Source organism: Micromonospora sp. NPDC005171 (assembly GCF_040608575.1).
Taxonomy (GTDB): Bacteria; Actinomycetota; Actinomycetes; order Mycobacteriales; family Micromonosporaceae; genus Micromonospora.
In genome coordinates this window covers 42247-56899 of the sequence record NZ_JBEXIM010000039.1, presented here as the reverse complement: position 1 = coordinate 56899, position 14653 = coordinate 42247, and the positions used below count along the sequence as shown (strand labels likewise).

Annotated in this window: 18 protein-coding genes; 9 read left to right on the top strand and 9 right to left on the bottom strand. The window is 72.6% G+C overall.

The window, feature by feature from the left end; translation table 11 throughout:
* Positions 1-92: 92 nt before the first annotated feature.
* The 4 genes from ABZU74_RS28775 to ABZU74_RS28760 all read right to left on the bottom strand — a co-directional run bounded on the left by ABZU74_RS28775 (position 93) and on the right by ABZU74_RS28760 (position 4784).
* Complete coding sequence (locus tag ABZU74_RS28775) at positions 93-497, bottom strand: DoxX family protein (protein WP_355430178.1); 405 nt, start codon at positions 495-497, stop codon at positions 93-95.
* A gap of 130 nt (positions 498-627) precedes the next feature.
* Positions 628-2958, bottom strand: a complete 2331-nt coding sequence (gene lon / locus ABZU74_RS28770) for an endopeptidase La (protein WP_355430175.1) — start codon at positions 2956-2958, stop codon at positions 628-630.
* A 141-nt stretch (positions 2959-3099) separates the two neighbouring features.
* On the bottom strand, positions 3100-3969 hold the full coding sequence (locus tag ABZU74_RS28765; RefSeq protein ID WP_355430173.1) for a manganese catalase family protein: 870 nt from the start codon (positions 3967-3969) through the stop codon (positions 3100-3102).
* Between the two features lie 83 nt (positions 3970-4052).
* Positions 4053-4784 carry a HAMP domain-containing sensor histidine kinase gene (locus tag ABZU74_RS28760; RefSeq protein WP_355430170.1) on the bottom strand — a complete coding sequence of 244 codons (732 nt, stop codon included), beginning with the start codon at positions 4782-4784 and terminating at the stop codon, positions 4053-4055.
* Between the two features lie 98 nt (positions 4785-4882).
* On the opposite strand from ABZU74_RS28760, the gene ABZU74_RS28755 reads away from it, so the two are divergent.
* Together ABZU74_RS28755 and ABZU74_RS28750 are read left to right on the top strand one after the other, a co-directional pair.
* On the top strand, positions 4883-5491 hold the full coding sequence (locus tag ABZU74_RS28755) for a response regulator transcription factor (RefSeq protein WP_355430167.1): 609 nt from the start codon (positions 4883-4885) through the stop codon (positions 5489-5491).
* Positions 5492-5635: 144 nt separating this feature from the next.
* Entirely contained in the window at positions 5636-5983 is a 348-nt protein-coding gene (locus tag ABZU74_RS28750; RefSeq protein ID WP_088989485.1) for an Lsr2 family protein, read from the top strand.
* A 129-nt stretch (positions 5984-6112) separates the two neighbouring features.
* On the opposite strand, the gene ABZU74_RS28745 is transcribed toward ABZU74_RS28750, so the two are convergent.
* Positions 6113-7387, bottom strand: coding sequence for a hypothetical protein (locus ABZU74_RS28745; RefSeq protein WP_355430163.1), 1275 nt, complete (start codon positions 7385-7387; stop codon positions 6113-6115).
* 295 nt (positions 7388-7682) lie between these two features.
* Positions 7683-8558 carry a DUF2726 domain-containing protein gene (locus ABZU74_RS28740; RefSeq protein WP_355430160.1) on the bottom strand — a complete coding sequence of 292 codons (876 nt, stop codon included), beginning with the start codon at positions 8556-8558 and terminating at the stop codon, positions 7683-7685.
* 165 nt (positions 8559-8723) lie between these two features.
* Between ABZU74_RS28740 and ABZU74_RS28735 the strand changes: the two genes are divergently transcribed.
* The 5 genes from ABZU74_RS28735 to ABZU74_RS28715 are packed head-to-tail and all read left to right on the top strand — an operon-like array spanning position 8724 to position 11150.
* Positions 8724-8912, top strand: coding sequence for a hypothetical protein (locus ABZU74_RS28735; protein WP_355430157.1), 189 nt, complete (start codon positions 8724-8726; stop codon positions 8910-8912).
* Complete coding sequence (locus ABZU74_RS28730) at positions 8912-9289, top strand: Asp23/Gls24 family envelope stress response protein (protein ID WP_355430155.1); 378 nt, start codon at positions 8912-8914, stop codon at positions 9287-9289. Before ABZU74_RS28735 ends, ABZU74_RS28730 begins: the two co-directional genes overlap by 1 nt.
* Before the next feature lies 1 nt (position 9290).
* Positions 9291-9812: a DUF6286 domain-containing protein gene (locus ABZU74_RS28725; protein ID WP_355430153.1), complete on the top strand. Its 522-nt coding sequence runs from the start codon at positions 9291-9293 to the stop codon at positions 9810-9812.
* A complete protein-coding gene (locus ABZU74_RS28720; protein ID WP_355430150.1) occupies positions 9809-10369 on the top strand; it encodes a hypothetical protein in 561 nt (186 codons plus the stop codon). The genes ABZU74_RS28725 and ABZU74_RS28720 overlap by 4 nt, the downstream gene beginning before the upstream one ends.
* Positions 10370-10424: 55 nt before the next feature.
* Complete coding sequence (locus ABZU74_RS28715) at positions 10425-11150, top strand: helical backbone metal receptor (RefSeq protein WP_355430191.1); 726 nt, start codon at positions 10425-10427, stop codon at positions 11148-11150.
* 78 nt (positions 11151-11228) lie between these two features.
* Here the strand turns inward: ABZU74_RS28715 and ABZU74_RS28710 are convergent, their stop codons facing one another.
* A complete protein-coding gene (locus tag ABZU74_RS28710) occupies positions 11229-12170 on the bottom strand; it encodes a TerC/Alx family metal homeostasis membrane protein (RefSeq protein WP_355430147.1) in 942 nt (313 codons plus the stop codon).
* Between the two features lie 157 nt (positions 12171-12327).
* The gene (locus ABZU74_RS28705; RefSeq protein WP_355430145.1) at positions 12328-12735 is read right to left on the bottom strand and encodes a CBS domain-containing protein; all 408 of its coding nucleotides are present in this window, start codon (positions 12733-12735) and stop codon (positions 12328-12330) included.
* A gap of 335 nt (positions 12736-13070) precedes the next feature.
* Here ABZU74_RS28705 and ABZU74_RS28700 point away from each other — a divergent pair, with 335 nt between their 5' ends.
* Positions 13071-13469, top strand: coding sequence for a hypothetical protein (locus ABZU74_RS28700; protein ID WP_355430142.1), 399 nt, complete (start codon positions 13071-13073; stop codon positions 13467-13469).
* A 216-nt stretch (positions 13470-13685) separates the two neighbouring features.
* On the top strand, positions 13686-14078 hold the full coding sequence (locus ABZU74_RS28695; RefSeq protein WP_355430139.1) for an FKBP-type peptidyl-prolyl cis-trans isomerase: 393 nt from the start codon (positions 13686-13688) through the stop codon (positions 14076-14078).
* A 78-nt stretch (positions 14079-14156) separates the two neighbouring features.
* Here the strand turns inward: ABZU74_RS28695 and ABZU74_RS28690 are convergent, their stop codons facing one another.
* Positions 14157-14543: an STAS domain-containing protein gene (locus tag ABZU74_RS28690; RefSeq protein WP_355430136.1), complete on the bottom strand. Its 387-nt coding sequence runs from the start codon at positions 14541-14543 to the stop codon at positions 14157-14159.
* Positions 14544-14653 lie beyond the last annotated feature (110 nt).

The window sequence follows — 14653 nt, the reverse complement described above, 5'->3', positions numbered from 1 at the left end:
CCCGCAGGGCCCGGGCCCGGGGGGCGCGGGGCGGCGACCCCCGCGGCCCCCGCGGGGGGGCCCCGGGGGGTCCGGGGGGCCCCCGACGCGGGTCAGAGAGGGTACGGGCCGAAGCGGCCCCAGGCCACCACTGCGGCGAGCACCAGCAGCACCGCGCAGGCGACAGCGCCCTGGATCTCGGTGCGACGCCCCTCCGGGGTGGTCTGCTGCCTGCGGTCGCGCAGGTGCACCAGGATGGCGCCGATCATGACGATCACCAGCCCGACGGCGGCGAGCGGGGTGAGCACTATGGCGATGCCGGTGAGGGCGGGCAGCACGAGCCCGGCGGCGGCCAGCAACTCGACAGCGCCGAGCGCCTTGACCTGTGACGGCGGGACCGGGTCCACCCATCGCATCACGTCGCGCAGCTTCTCCTTCGGCTGGCTGAGCTTGGCCAGCCCGACGCCGGCGAAAATGGCGGCGAGCAGGATCTGAATGATCCACAGCACCACGTTCACGGGGGTTCCTCCAGGGGGTCGCCTCGCGGCGGTGAGGTGGTTGACGGCGCAGACGAGACAGTAGACCTCCCCCGCGTACCGAAAGGGCCCCCGCCGTCGTGCGACGGCGGGGGCCCGGATGGTCGGAGCGTCAGACAGTGAAGAGCGCCGGACCGTCCAGCGTCGTCACGTCGGCCGGGCGCAGCGCCAGGGCGAGCACGTCGGCCACGTCGGCCAGGGTGTGCACGGTCAACGCCTCGCGCACCTCGGTCGGCAGGTCGTCCAGGTCCGGCTCGTTGCGCGCCGGGATGATCACCTCGGTGAGGCCGGCCCGGTGCGCGGCGAGCAGCTTCTGCTTCACCCCACCGATCGGCAGCACCCGACCGGAGAGCGTCACCTCACCGGTCATCCCGAACTCGGGGCGGACCGGCCGACCGGTGACCAACGACGCCAGCGCCGTGACCATGGTGATGCCGGCGCTCGGGCCGTCCTTGGGCACCGCGCCCGCTGGGAAGTGGACGTGGATCCGCCGTCCGGCCAGGGCGTTCGGGTCGATGCCGAACCGCCGCCCGTTGGAGCGCAGGTAGGAGAGCGCGATCTGCGCCGACTCCTTCATCACGTCACCGAGCTGGCCGGTCAGGGTCAGCCCCGGCTCGCCCTCCATGCTGGTCGCCTCGATGAAGAGCACGTCCCCACCAGCGCCGGTGACCGCCAGGCCGGTGGCCACGCCAGGAACGGCGGTGCGCTCGGCCGACTCCGGGGTGAACTTCGGCCGCCCCAGGTAGCCGGCGAGGTTGTCGGTGCCGACGCGTACCGGCGTCGGATCCGTCGCCAGCGTCACCGCCACCTTGCGCAGGATCTTGGCCAGGGCACGCTCGAGCTGCCGGACACCGGCCTCCCGGGTGTACTCCCCCGCGATCAGCGCGAGAGCCTCGTCGGAGACGCTCACCTCGTCGACGGTCAGCCCGGCCCGCTCCCGCTGCCGGGGCAGCAGGTGGTCGCGGGCGATGGCGACCTTCTCGTCCTCGGTGTACCCGTCCAGCGTGACCAACTCCATCCGGTCCAGCAGGGGGCCGGGGATGGACTCCACCACGTTGGCGGTGGCCAGGAAGAGCACGTCGGACAGGTCGAGGTCGACCTCCAGGTAGTGATCCCGGAAGGTGTGGTTCTGGGCCGGGTCGAGCACCTCCAGCAGGGCGGCGGCCGGGTCACCGGCGTAGCCGGCGGCCAGCTTGTCCACCTCGTCGAGGAGCACGACCGGGTTCATCGAACCGGCCTCGCGCAGCGCACGGACGATCCGACCGGGCAGCGCCCCCACGTAGGTGCGCCGGTGCCCGCGGACCTCCGCCTCGTCGCGGACGCCGCCGAGCGAGACCCGGACGAAGTTACGTCCGAGCGCCCGCGCCACCGACTCGCCGAGGCTGGTCTTGCCCACTCCGGGCGGACCGGCGAGGGCGAGCACCGCGCCGGAGCCGCGACCGCCGACCACGCCGAGGTTGCGCTCGGCCCGCCGGTTGCGCACCGCCAGGTACTCCAGGATGCGGTCCTTCACGTCGGCCAGGCCCGCGTGGTCGGCGTCGAGCACCGCCCGGGCCGCGGCCAGGTCGGTGTTGTCCTCGGTACGCGTGCCCCACGGCATCTCGAGCACGGTGTCCAGCCAGGTACGGATCCAGCCCGCCTCCGGGGAGGCGTCACTGGCCCGCTCCAGCTTGCCGACCTCGCGCATGGCCGCCTCGCGTACCTTCTCCGGCAGCTCGGCGGACTCGACCCGGGACCGGTAGTCGGCGGAGCCGTCCGGCTCGTCCTCGCCCAGTTCCTTGCGGATCGCGGCGAGCTGCTGGCGGAGCAGGAACTCGCGCTGGGACTTCTCCAGCCCCTCGCGGACGTCACTGTTGATCTGCTCGGTGACCTCCTGCTCGGCCAGGTAGTCCTTCACCCAGCCGACCAGCAGCTCCAGCCGGGCGGTGACGTCCGGCGCGGCGAGCAGTTCGGTCTTCTGCTCCAGCGTCAGCCAGGGCGCGTAGCCGGCCGAGTCGGCCAGCTCGGAGAGGTCGGTCATCCGCTCCACGGCGTCGATGACCTGCCAGGCGCCCCGCTGTTGGAGCACGGAGGTCATCAGGGCGCGGTACTCGCGGGCGAGTTCGCGGGCCCGACCGGCGTAGGCGGGTTCGTCGAGTTCGGTCGCCTCGACCCAGAGGGCGGCGCCGGGGCCGGGCACGCCGGAGCCGATCCGGGCACGGGACAGGCCACGGATGACGGCGGCGGGCTCACCCTCGGGCAGCCGGCCGACCTTTTCGATGGTGGCGACCACGCCGACCGGCCCGTACTCGCCGTCGATGCGCGGAACGGCCAGCAGCTTGCGGTCGCCGGTCGCCCGCGCCGCGTCGATCGCGGCCTGGGTGGTCGGGTCGAGGGTCACCGGGATGACCATGCCGGGCAGCAGCACGGCGTCGGTCAGGGGAAGTACCGGAAGAGTTGCCATCGAACACCTGCTATCGCGTTGAGTTGAGCGTGTCTCACTCAAGTAACAAAGCGTTCCCCTTGTTCCGGCATGTGACCCAGACCACTCCTCCGATCGGTCCGGCGGGTCGCCCGGGACCGGCGGGCGACCCGCCGCGACACCTCAGGTGAGCTTGCTCTTCACCGTGTTCTTCACCGAGCCGACCACCCCCGGGTTGGTGCCGTAGAGGCGGGGGTCACCAGGGGGCAGCACCGGCTCCGGCGCGTTCGCCCGCGGGTTGTCGTCGTACCGGAACTCGCCCTTGCCGTCCGGCGAGGGCCCGGACGCCCAGCGCCCCTGGGCGGCGTCGGTGCCCGAGGAGAAACCCAGGTAGGTGTAGGCGTACTCCTCGGTGAGCTCGCCCGGGTCCGGGAACGCCTCCGGCACCGGCATGTCCTCCAGCCCGTCCTCCTTGAGCTGCTCGATCGCCGCCAGCCACATGTTCTGGTGCATCGTGTCGCGGGCCAGCAGGAAGCGCAGCATCTGCTTGACCCCCGGATCGTCGGTCATGTGGAACAACCGGGCGACCTGGAGCCGGCCCTGCGCCTCGGCGGTGACGTTGAGCTGGAAGTCGGCCAACAGGTTGCCGCTGGCGGTGATGAACGCGCCGTTCCACGGCACCCCGTTGGAGTCGGCCGGCAGGGCGCCACCGCCGCCGTGGATGAAGTGCGCCGGGTTCTCGCCGGCGTAGGTCGCGGCGCCTCCGGGATCCTCCGCGATCCCCTCGGTCAGCGACAGCGGCGCGCTGTCCAACAGCCGGGTGATCATCGTGACGATCATCTCGACGTGGCCCATCTCCTCGGTGCCGACGTCGAGCAGCAGGTCCTTGTACTTGCCGGGCAGCCGGCAGTTCCACCCCTGGAAGAGGTACTGGTTGGCGACGGTCATCTCGCCCCACTTGCCGCCCAGCACCTCCTGCAACCGGCGGGCGAACGCCGCGTCCGGGCCGTCCGGTTTGGCCTCGAACTGCAGATCCTTGACGTGGCTGAACATGCGACCTCCTCGGTACCGGGAACAGGTAGCGAGGCCGTTCCCGTCCCGGTGACCCGCGCGGGCCAACCGGTGTCCCGGACGGGTCAGAGCAGCGGGCGGGCCATCGGCAGCAGCACCTCCAGCGCCACGCCGCGGGGCCGTAGCCGGTGCGCCCGCAACGCTCCCCCATCCGTCGCGAGGAGCTGCCGGGCGATCCACAGGCCCAGCCCGGACATCCCCACCGCCGGCGCCGTACGCCGCAGCGCGACCAGCAGCGCATCGTCGACCCGGCCCTCGTCGGTGACCAGGATGCTCAGGGCAGGGCCACGCACTGTGGCGTAGAGCCCGACCTGTCCATCCGGTGGCCCGTGCCGCAACGCGTTCTGCACCAGGTTGACCAGTACCTGTCGAGTGCGTCCGGCCGGCACCGGGCTGGAGGCCGCCCGCCGGGTGGCCCGCGCCCGCCGACGGGTGGCCGGCACCAGCGCGGCGGCCTCCCGCATGAGGCCCGCCAGCGGAACGGCCGGCTCCGACTGCGGGGGCAGCGTCAGCACGCCGGTCCCGGCGGTGGCGTCGCGCAGCAGGCCCTGCAGGTGGGCGGCCTGGTCGCGGGCCAGCTCACTGATCGCCCGCCGGTCGGCACCGGTCAGCTCGCGACGCTCGTCGGCGAGCGCGCGGGTCAGCGAGGTCAGGGTGCTGATCGGCGTCCGGAACTCGTGACACAACACCCGCAGCAGCAAATCCGAATCGGCCGCCGTGGGTCGACTGTCGCCGGGTGTCGGCTCGATGAGGCGCAACCCTCGCAGCAGGTCCCGCAAACCGTGGCGTACGCGCATCCACCCGACTCCCCTCGTTCGGTGCGAACCCGCATGATCGGTACCCGGTGGGGAACGGCGCAGACATGCCGGGAGCCTCCACCTTGCGACTCGTCGTCGTGGACGATCACCCCCTTTTCGTCCGCGGCCTGGAGTTGCTGCTCCCGATCACCACAGACGGCCGCGCCGAGGTGGTCGCCTCGACCGGCGACGCCGCCGCGGCGGCGGGGCTGGTCAGCACCTGCTGCCCCGACCTGGCCCTGGTCGATCTGCACATGCCACCGCCCGGCGGTATCCGGGCGCTGGCGGCGATCCGGCGGACCACCCCACGGGTACGGGTGGTCGCGATGTCGGGTTCGGCCGACCCAGGGCCAGCCGTGGAGGCGCTGCGGGCCGGCGCCGAGGGGTTCCTGCCCAAGACCAGCGAACCGGAGGAGTTGCTGCCCCCGCTGCTGGCCATCCTCGACGGCTGGGCGGTGCTGCCGGCCGAACTGCTGCGCGCCATGCTGCGGCCCACCCGCTACGCGCCCGTCGACCTGGACGGCGAGGAACGGCGGTTGCTGCGGGCGATCGCCGCCGGCCGCAGCACCGTCGACATCGCCGAAGAACTGCACGTCTCGGAACGGACGGTGAAACGGATGACCGCCGCGTTGCTGCGCAAGTTGCGGGTCTCGAACCGGGCCGAGGCGGCCGCCGTCGCCGGTCACAGCGGCATCCTCGGCGAATGAAGCCCCGCCCTCGAACCGATTCACGGTTTTGCTCGGTAACGGAATCGCGACGCGCCGAATGAATGGAAGGCATATTGTTGCGGATTACCGGGGTGATAGGTCAGACTTTGGACACATCCCGCCGCACACAGGGAGTAATCGGCAATGGCGAGAAAAGTAATCACGGTCCTGACCGACGACCTCGACGGTGGGAAGGCCGACCGGACGGTTGAGTTCAGTCTCGACGGCGTGGCCTACACGATCGATGTCTCCGACGAGAATGCCGGCGTCCTGCGCAAGGCGCTGGATCCGTACATCAATGCGGGTCGGCGGATCGGGCGCGGTCCGGTGGAGAGTGCCCGTTCGGTCCGACGGCCGGGGCGACCCGCCGGCGCGGGAATGGATCGGGAGCAGAACCGGGCCATCCGGGAATGGGCCGTCAAGAACGGCTACAAGATTTCCGAGCGGGGTCGGATCCCGGTCGAGGTCGTCGAGGCGTACAAGAGCCGCTGACCAGACTCGACGACGGGGCCCCACCGGAAACGGCGGGGCCCCGTCGTCTGTCCGGGCACCGGTTCCGACGCGGCGGCCGGCCACCCCGGGTTGTCGCCCCGGGTGGCCGGCCGCCGTTGGTCCGTCAGCTCAGTTGACGTCGATGCGCACCGAGTCGAAGGCGGGGGTCTGGTTGGCCCGCTCCATCATCGGCAGGCGGTGCGAGCCGTCACCGGCCCAGACGGAGCACTGCGCGGTACCCGACTCCGGCAGGCCCGGAATCTGGATCGTCACCTCGTCGGGCTGGGCGCCACCGCGGCCGTCCTCGGTCGCGACGAAGAACGCCGGCACCTCCTGCGGCTCCGGCGGAGCGGTCAGGCTGTCCAGCATCCGGCAGGCGGTGTGGAAGTGACCGCGGACCAGGCCCTGGTCGTTGAGCAGCGAGCTCTCCACGTAGTAGCCACCCTGACCGGCGGCCAGGAAGCGGTCCCGGACCAGGTTGCGGGTGCTGACCCGCAGGGTGAAGGGCTGGTTCTGGCCGACCTGCTCGGGGAACTGGGTGATCAGCAGCGACGGGTTGTTGGCCGCCGCGCCGACCTCACCGAACTCGGTGCTCACGCAGCGGTTGCCGTTCTGGAAACCGTCGTGCGGCTGGAGCCGGCTCTCGTCGCAGTCGTTGGCGAGCACGCCGAGCCCGGCGCCGGGCTCGGTGCCGCCGCCGTTGTTGCCGCCGCCGTTGTTGCCGCCACCGTTGTTGCCGCCACCGGGGGTGGTGGTGGGCGTGCTGCCGCCACCGTTGTTGCCGCCCGTGTTGCCGGTGGGCTGCACCTGGCACTCGGCGAGCTGCGCGAGGCCCTGCGGCCGAGGTCCGACCCGGTCGATGGCGGTCGTGATCCGGTCCAGCACGGCGCGCCGCTTGCCGGCCAACGGCTGCAGGATCGCGTTGCGGATGAACGCCTCACCCTTGTTGCCCTCGGCGGCCAGTCGGCGGTCCGCCTCGGCGATCTGGGTTTGCAACTGGGCGAGGTTGCGGTCCACCTCGGCCCGCGCCCGGTCCGGCACCTGCGGCAGTTTGGCCGCCACATCCGGACAGGCGACGGCCGTGCCGGTGCCCACAGTGCCGTCCTTGCCGTCCTCGCACTCGGGGACCGACTGCTGTCCGTCACCCCAGTGATTACGCACCCACCGACCGTTCTGCCAAGTCCGGCTGGTCGAGCCACCGCCAGTCGGCGCGGTCGCGCCCGGGCTCGGCTCCACGCACTGCCCGGAAGCCGGACGTGGCTTATTTGTCCGCCGGTCCTGGGCCGACGAAATCTGAGTCACGGCGACAACTCCGCCGAAGACCGCGAGCGTGCCGACAACTGCCAGCAGACGCTTGCTCCGCGTGTTGCCGGAAGGCCGGCGCGCCCGAGTGGACCTGCGCATCGAATTGCTCTCCTTCTCGATCCGGTAGTGGATTTCTGCCCTCGGCGGACCGACGGATGTGAGTTGGCACGCCGCGGCGGGGAGCCGCCGTGACCTACCCGGTAATGCGTCGATGGCCGACGATGCCCTTTCCGCACCGTCTCACGCGCCCGGTGGACGCGGATGGGGAGATCCTGTTCATTCGCGCAGGAGTACGGTGCGGCGGCCGGGAAGGTTCAACAGACGCACAGGAAATTGCCGCGACCCGACACGGAGCCGGTGCGGAGCTGGGATCAGCAGGTGAAACGGGCGCCGGTCAGTCGGCGCAGAGGTGGTCGAAGGCGAACCCGCCGACCAGTTCGTGGCGGCGCTGGCTCAGCGCGGCGATCTGCGCGGTCCACTCGGCGCGCGGCAGCAGGTCCGCGACCGCGTTCTCCCGCAGTCGCTCCCCCACCGCGACGGTGGCGAGATCCTCGGCCAGTCGGGCCGCGTCGATGCCGCAGGAGAAACGGTGTTCGGTCACCGAGACCCCCTCGACGAGGCACGCGTCGGGGCGTACCTGCACCCAACTCCACCCCTGCGCCGGCCCGTCCACCCAGCGCACGTGCAGCCCTCGCACGATCGGGTCGGCCACCCGCCCGGCCACGTATGCCTCGACCGCCGCCGCGCGGGTCAGCGTGCCGAGGTCGTTGACCGGCCCGGTACGCCCGTCCGGCAGCCGGCCGAGGATGTCGCGGAAGCCCACCGGCGCCGGTTCGGTCGCGCCGGCGGGAGTTCCGCCGGCGGCGTAGCCGCGGGCGTCGATCACGTACTCGACCAGGCGGCGGCCGTGCTCGACGGCCCGCAACGTCGGTGAGCCGATCCGCAGCACGGGCAGGCCGGCGGCGGCGCTGACAGCGTCCTTCAGTCGCTCCACCCGCTGCTCCGCCGAGCCGGCCGGCGGCACCGGGCCGATCTCCACGGCGACGACCGGGCGGCCGGTGTCGGCGGCGTAGACCACGAAGTCGAAGCTGGCGCGGCTCGCCGAGGTCCACTGGCTGCCTGTCACGCCGGGTGGGCGGCCCTGGACCAGATCGCTGAGCCGGCGCGCCGACAGGACGCGGTGGCCGTCACGGCTGAGCAGCGCGTTGCGCCCCGCCTCGGCGGGCATCGCCCGCAGCCAGCCGCCGTCGCCGCTCCCGATGCTCGTCATCTGCCTGATCCATCCGCCGGTCCGGTCGAGCCGGGCCGAGTCTAGGTGGTCGATCATGGGCCACCGACTTCTGATGTGACCGGGATCACAGCAGCGTCGACGTTCCAGGGATGGCCGCCGGGTGTATCCACCCACCGCCGGCACCCGACCGGCCCGGAGGTGACCATGTCGCGACAGCAGTTCGGCTTCCTCGCCGGGTTCCTCGCCGTGGCGGTCTGGGCGCTCGCCGGCGTCGGTGTGGCCGCCCTCGCCGTACTCGCCGGCCTGCTCGGCTGGCTGGTCGTCCGGGTGCTCGACGGCGACCTCGCGGTGACCGGTCTGGGCGACCGCGCCGACGCTCGGCGACGCCGGTGATGACCCGCCCGTCCACCGGGACGAACCCCAGCACCGGGTTGGCCGCCGGGACGGCCGGCTCGCAACACCGCCCGGGCGACGCCGCGGACGTCGCACAGATTGCGGTACGGGCCGCCAGCCTCGTGCCGGGCGTGTCAGTCGTCCGCCCGGCGGCGGTCCGCCTGGACGATTGGTCCGTCGGACTCGACCTGCATCTGATCACCTGGTACGGGCACAGCGTGCCGACGATCGCCGAAACGGTCCGGGCGGTGGTCGCCGAGCGGGTGGCCGCCCAGACCGGGCTCAGCGTGGCGGTGGTGACCGTCACCGTGGACGACCTGCTCGTCCCCGGCGTCGACGGGCCGGGTGCCGACACTGCCGCCCACGAGGACGGCTGAGATGCGCGCCGCCAACCGGGTTGCCTCGTTGCTGCTGGCCACCGTCCTGCTCATCGGCGGCGCGGCGGTGGCCGTCCAGGCGTTGCTGCTCACAGTGCACCGCCCGACGCCGCTGGACACCACCGGCTGGTTCGACGCCCTGAACGGCACCCGGTGGGGCGACCCCAGGGTCCGGGCCGTGGCCGGCGGTGCGCTGCTGCTGGGTCTGGCCCTCCTCGTGGCCCAACTGCGCCGCTGGACACCGGTCCGCCTGCGTGCCGACGACCGCGACGGCTGGTACCTGCACCGACGCTGTGTGGAGCGGCGGCTCGCGGACGCCGCCGGCGCGGTGCCAGGCGTCCGCCGCGCCCGGGTCCGGGTCCGACGGCGCGGCGGCCAGTGGCGTCCCAGGGTCCGCGCGACCGGCGACCCGGCCGCCCGGGCGGAGATCGAGTTCGCCGTGCACCAGGAGTTGCACCGCCTGACCGCGCCCCGTCCCGCCCGGATCGACGTCCGGCTGTTGCCCCGGCGGCGGCCGGCGTGACCAACGCCGAGCACCGACTGTTGTGGACGGTCATCGCGCTGCTGCTGGTGGCCGGCGGCGCGGCGGCGTTGGCGGCCAGCCTCGGCACGCTGCCCGGCGCCGACCCGGCGGCGGTGCTGCTCAGCGACGAACTGGTCACCAGCTGGCGGATGGCCGCGCCGTGGAGCACCCTGGCCGCGGCCGTCGCCGGAACGCTGTTCGCACTGGCCGGGCAGCGGCTCCTGGCCCGGGAACTGCGGGGTGCGGACGGCACGCTGCGCGGCACCCTGAGCCACCCTGGACGCCGGCCGGGCCGGACCCGGCTGGCCGCCGACGTACTCGCCGACGCGCTGGCACGCGACCTGACCAGCAACCCCGGGGTACGCCGGGCCCGGGTGGTGCTCACCGGCCCGCCACCGCACCCCGACGTGTGGATCCGGGTGGACCTCACCGCCGCCGCGCCGGCCGCTGGCGTACGCGAGCACGTTCGCGCCGCGGTCCGCCGATTCGCGGCGACGACCGATTGCCAACCCGCACACCTGGACGTGACCGCCCGCATCGACCCCGGCCGCCCCTGAGCCGACACCGACCCGAGCAGGCATGATCGGGACGGGCGGCGAACGGAGGTACGCGGTGCGGGTGGTGTCGCTGGTGCCGTCACTGACCGAGGCGGTGGCGCTGACAGTGCCGGGTGTGCTGGTCGGGGCCACCGACTGGTGCAGCCACCCGGCCGGGCTCGACGTGGCCCGGGTCGGCGGCAGCAAGTACCCCGATCTGGACCGGGTGCGCGCGCTGCGGCCCGACCTGGTGCTGCTGAACGTGGAGGAGAACCGCCGGGCCGACGCGGAGGCGCTGCGGGCGGCCGGCGTACCAGTGCGGGTCACGTATCCGCGGACCGTTCCCGGCGCGTTGACCGAGCTGGGCGACCTGCTGACCGAACTGGGTGCGCCGACGGAACCGGCCTGGCTGCGGGCCGCCCGACGGGCGTGGGCCACGCCACCCCGACTGGCGTCGACCCGCCGCGCGGTGGTGCCGGTGTGGCGACGGCCGTGGGTGGTGCTCGGCGGCGACACGTTCGCCGGTGACGTGCTGCGCCGCCTCGGCGTGCTCAACGCCTACGACGAGCACCCCGAACGCTATCCCCGTCCGACCCTCACCGAGCTGCGCGAACGAGAGCCCGACCTGGTGGTGCTGCCCGACGAGCCGTACCGGTTCACCGCCGACGACGGACCGGAGGCGTTCTCCGGCGTACCGTGCGCCCTGCTCTCCGGCCGGCACCTCACCTGGTACGGCCCGTCGCTGGCCGAGGCGCCCGCACTGCTCGCCGACCAGCTGTCCCGGCCGGTGCGGGTCGGCTGACCCCGACCGCCGCCCGGCGGTCGAGACGCAGCCCGACGGTCGAGACGCAGCCCGACGGTCGAGACGCCACCCGGCGGCTCAGCCGGCGGGTTTGCGGCGGGCGGCCAGGGTGCTGGCGCCGATGGAGACCGCCAGGGTCAGCACCACAACGGCCAGGGTCAACCAGACCGGCAGCTTGCCGACCGGCGTCTCGGCGAGAATCAGCTTCAGCCCGGCGAAGGCCAACAGCAGCGCGAGCCCGTAGCGCAGGTAGCCGAAGTGGCGTAGCAGGCCGGCGAGGCAGAAGTACAGGCTGCGCAGCCCCAGGACGGCGAACGCCGTGGCCGTCCAGACCAGGAAGGTGTTGGTGGTGATGGCGAGGATCGCCGCCACCGAGTCGATGGCGAAGACCACGTCGGTGGCCTCGATGGCGACGAGCGCCACCAGCAGCAACGTCGCCACCCGCCGGCCGGCCACCCGGGCGGTGAACCGGTCGCCGTGGTAGCGGGCGTCGGTCGGCACCAACCGCCGAAACAACCGGACCACGACGTTGCGTTCCGGGTCGACGTCCGGCTTCCCGCGTACGGCCAGCCGCCAGCCGGTCCAGATCAGGAACGCGCCCAGCACGAAACCGGCCCAGGTGAGCCGGTCCAGCAGTTCCGCACCGGCGAAGATGAACAGCAGCCGGAACACGAGCGCGCCCACGACACCCCAGAACAGCACCTTGTGCTGGTAGCCCGGCGGCACCTGGAAGTAGCCGAAGAGCAGCGCGAAGACGAACACGTTGTCCACCGAGAGCGCCTTCTCCAGCAGGTAACCGGAGTAGTACGCGATGGCCGAATCGCCGCCGAGGCCCCACCAGACGACCAGCCCGAACAGCAGGCCCGCGCCGATCCAGACGGCGCTCCACAGCAGCGCCTCGCGGAGCTCGATGACGTGGTTGTCCCGGTGCAGGAGCACGTCCACGGCGAGCAGCACCGCGATCACCGCGCCGACCGCCGCCCAGGCCCACAGCGGGACCGCGACCGTCGCCTCAGCCACCGAGGCCCACCGCATCGACCACCGCGCACCGCCCGTCAACCAGGCCGGCAGGCCCTTTTCGAGCCTAGGTGAACGCCCGACCCGGCATCGGGCGGTCCACCGAAGTCGGGTCGTGCGCTCCCCAGCGGCTGAGGCTCTGGACGGGCGCAGCCCTCGCTCAGGCGACCGGCATCACCTGACCGGGGTCGGCGACCGTGTCGTCGGCGTCGTAGGCGATCGCGTTTGTCACCCGCACGACGCCACTGACCGCGAGCGAACCGGCGAGATCGACGGCGGAGCGGCGGTCCAGCCGACCGGCCAGAGTCACGTCACCGTGGCGGACCTCGACCGTGACCAGTCCATCCCGCACCGCGAGCACCCGGTGAAGCACCTCCTGCACCACGTCCCCCCGAATCTCGGCGTCCGACCGCAGGTGCACCCGCAGCAGGTCGGCGCGACTGACGATGCCGACCAGCCGGCCCAGGTCGTCCAGCACGGGTAGCCGTTTGACCTGCTCGCGGTCCATCAGCCGGGCAGCGGCGGACAGCGTCGCCTCCGGATCGGTGGTGGCTGCCGGCGCGGTCATCAGGTCGGCGGCCAGCAGGGCCGCACTCTTGCCCCGGGCGCCACGCCGACGGCGGCTCTCGAAGACCCGTCGCAGCGCCGGCTCACCGGCGCGCTCGACCCGGTGCAGCAGATCGAATCACGTCACCCACCTGCCAGGGCCTCATCACGGCCTCCCTCTCGTGGTCCATCTCGGACGCTACGACCGGGCGCCGACCGACGGCAGGGTCGCCGGGCCGGATCGTGAGGGGGTCAGACGTCCCGGGCCGTTGCGGTCTGTCGGCCCTGCCGCCGAGATCGCCGCGGGCGTCCACTGGAGATGCCACCGGGAAGCGCGGTGCGAAGCTGAGAAGGGACGTGGAGACCATGATCGCGACGATCGAGCGGGCCACCGCCGAGAACACCGCTCCGAAGGCCGGCACCGCTCACGAGCGGGCCGTCCGGTACATCCTGGCCGGCACCCGGCTGGCGCTCGGCTGGATCTTCCTCTGGGCCTTCATCGACAAGATGTTCGGCCTCGGGATGGCCACCGAGTCGAAGAACGCCTGGATCAACGGGGGTAGCCCCACCAAGGGATTCCTGACCTTCGGCGTGACCGCCGTCCTGCCTCCGGAGAACAACCCCTTCATGGACGACCACCTGATCTACGCGGCGGTGCTGGCGGTCCTGGCGCTCGTCAACGCCGGCGACACCTGGGGCCTCGGCCGGATGTGGGCGAGGCTGCCGATCGTCCAGCGGACGCCCTGGCTCCGGTGAACACCGCACACCCCCTCGGCGGGCGTCACCAGCACCGGTGACGCCCGCCGCGTCGTCGTCCCACCGCCCGGGCGCGCAGCGCCACCGGGACCGTCGGTGCACGACGGCGGACGGGCCCACGGAGCAGGTTGCGGGTCCGCCGCACATCGGCCACTGGTGATCCGGCAGGATCGACGATGACCGGACACATCACCCAACACGGCAGGAGATCCCCGCATGACCCAGGCAGCAGGCGCCCGTTCGGGCAAGCCCGAGGTTGGTCCGATCGAGGGTGCACCGCCGGCCGACCTCGTGATCGAGGACATCACCGTGGGCGACGGCCCGCAGGCCGAGCCGGGCCAGTTGGTTACAGTGCACTACGTCGGCGTGTCGCACTCCAGCGGCGGCGAGTTCGACTCGTCCTGGGACCGGGGCGAGGCGTTCGACTTTCCGCTCGGCGGCGGTCAGGTCATCGCCGGCTGGGACCAGGGCGTCGCCGGCATGCGGGTCGGCGGTCGCCGCCGCCTGATCATCCCGCCGCACCTGGGGTACGGCGACCGGGGTGCCGGCGGCGTCATCAAGCCGGGCGAGACGCTTGTCTTCGTCGTCGACCTGCTCGGCGTGAGCTGACCGACTGTCGGGGTCGCCGGTCCACGCCGGCGGCCCCGCGCCCGGGTGCGACGGCGGGGGTCACCTCGTCGACAGGGGTCAGGCGGCCAGTTGCAGGTCGGTGGTCGCGACCACCGGGCGACGCGCGGCCTCGATCGGCGAGGCCAGCTCCAGAATCGGCATCACGCGGTGCAGCCCGCTGACGCGCAGCACCCGGGCCACCACCGGGCTCGGGTCGACCAGGACCAACTCGCCACCGCAGGCCCGCACACGCAGATGCGCGGCGAGCAGCGTGCGAACGCCAGCGGCGGAGAGCAGCCGCAGCCCCGACATCTCCAGTTGCAGCACCGGGCGGGCCGGCGCGGACCACAGCGCGGACCGGAACGCGGCCACCGTGGCGATGTCGACCTCGCCGGCAACCCGCACGAGGACCATCTGGTCACCCACGCTGACCTGCACGTCGAGCCGGTCGCTCTGCTCTTCCATGCCCAGAAATCTAGCCGCCACCACCGACACTTTCGCCCCTCCACGGAGTGATTCCGGGTACGCCCAGGGGCATACCCCGAGGTGCCAGATCTCCCTCTCGGGGTGGAGTC

Bases quoted from the DNA above. Each gene is read 5' to 3' on its own strand.
- lon (WP_355430175.1), bottom strand. From the start codon at position 2,958: ATGGCAACTCTTCCGGTACTTCCCCTGACCGACGCCGTGCTGCTGCCC.
- ABZU74_RS28765 (WP_355430173.1), bottom strand. From the start codon at position 3,969: ATGTTCAGCCACGTCAAGGATCTGCAGTTCGAGGCCAAACCGGACGGC.
- ABZU74_RS28760 (WP_355430170.1), bottom strand. From the start codon at position 4,784: ATGCGCGTACGCCACGGTTTGCGGGACCTGCTGCGAGGGTTGCGCCTC.
- ABZU74_RS28750 (WP_088989485.1), top strand. From the start codon at position 5,636: ATGGCGAGAAAAGTAATCACGGTCCTGACCGACGACCTCGACGGTGGG.
- ABZU74_RS28745 (WP_355430163.1), bottom strand. From the start codon at position 7,387: ATGCGCAGGTCCACTCGGGCGCGCCGGCCTTCCGGCAACACGCGGAGC.
- ABZU74_RS28740 (WP_355430160.1), bottom strand. From the start codon at position 8,558: ATGACGAGCATCGGGAGCGGCGACGGCGGCTGGCTGCGGGCGATGCCC.
- ABZU74_RS28735 (WP_355430157.1), top strand. From the start codon at position 8,724: ATGTCGCGACAGCAGTTCGGCTTCCTCGCCGGGTTCCTCGCCGTGGCG.
- ABZU74_RS28730 (WP_355430155.1), top strand. From the start codon at position 8,912: ATGACCCGCCCGTCCACCGGGACGAACCCCAGCACCGGGTTGGCCGCC.
- ABZU74_RS28725 (WP_355430153.1), top strand. From the start codon at position 9,291: ATGCGCGCCGCCAACCGGGTTGCCTCGTTGCTGCTGGCCACCGTCCTG.
- ABZU74_RS28705 (WP_355430145.1), bottom strand. From the start codon at position 12,735: ATGACCGCGCCGGCAGCCACCACCGATCCGGAGGCGACGCTGTCCGCC.
- ABZU74_RS28695 (WP_355430139.1), top strand. From the start codon at position 13,686: ATGACCCAGGCAGCAGGCGCCCGTTCGGGCAAGCCCGAGGTTGGTCCG.
- ABZU74_RS28690 (WP_355430136.1), bottom strand. From the start codon at position 14,543: ATGGAAGAGCAGAGCGACCGGCTCGACGTGCAGGTCAGCGTGGGTGAC.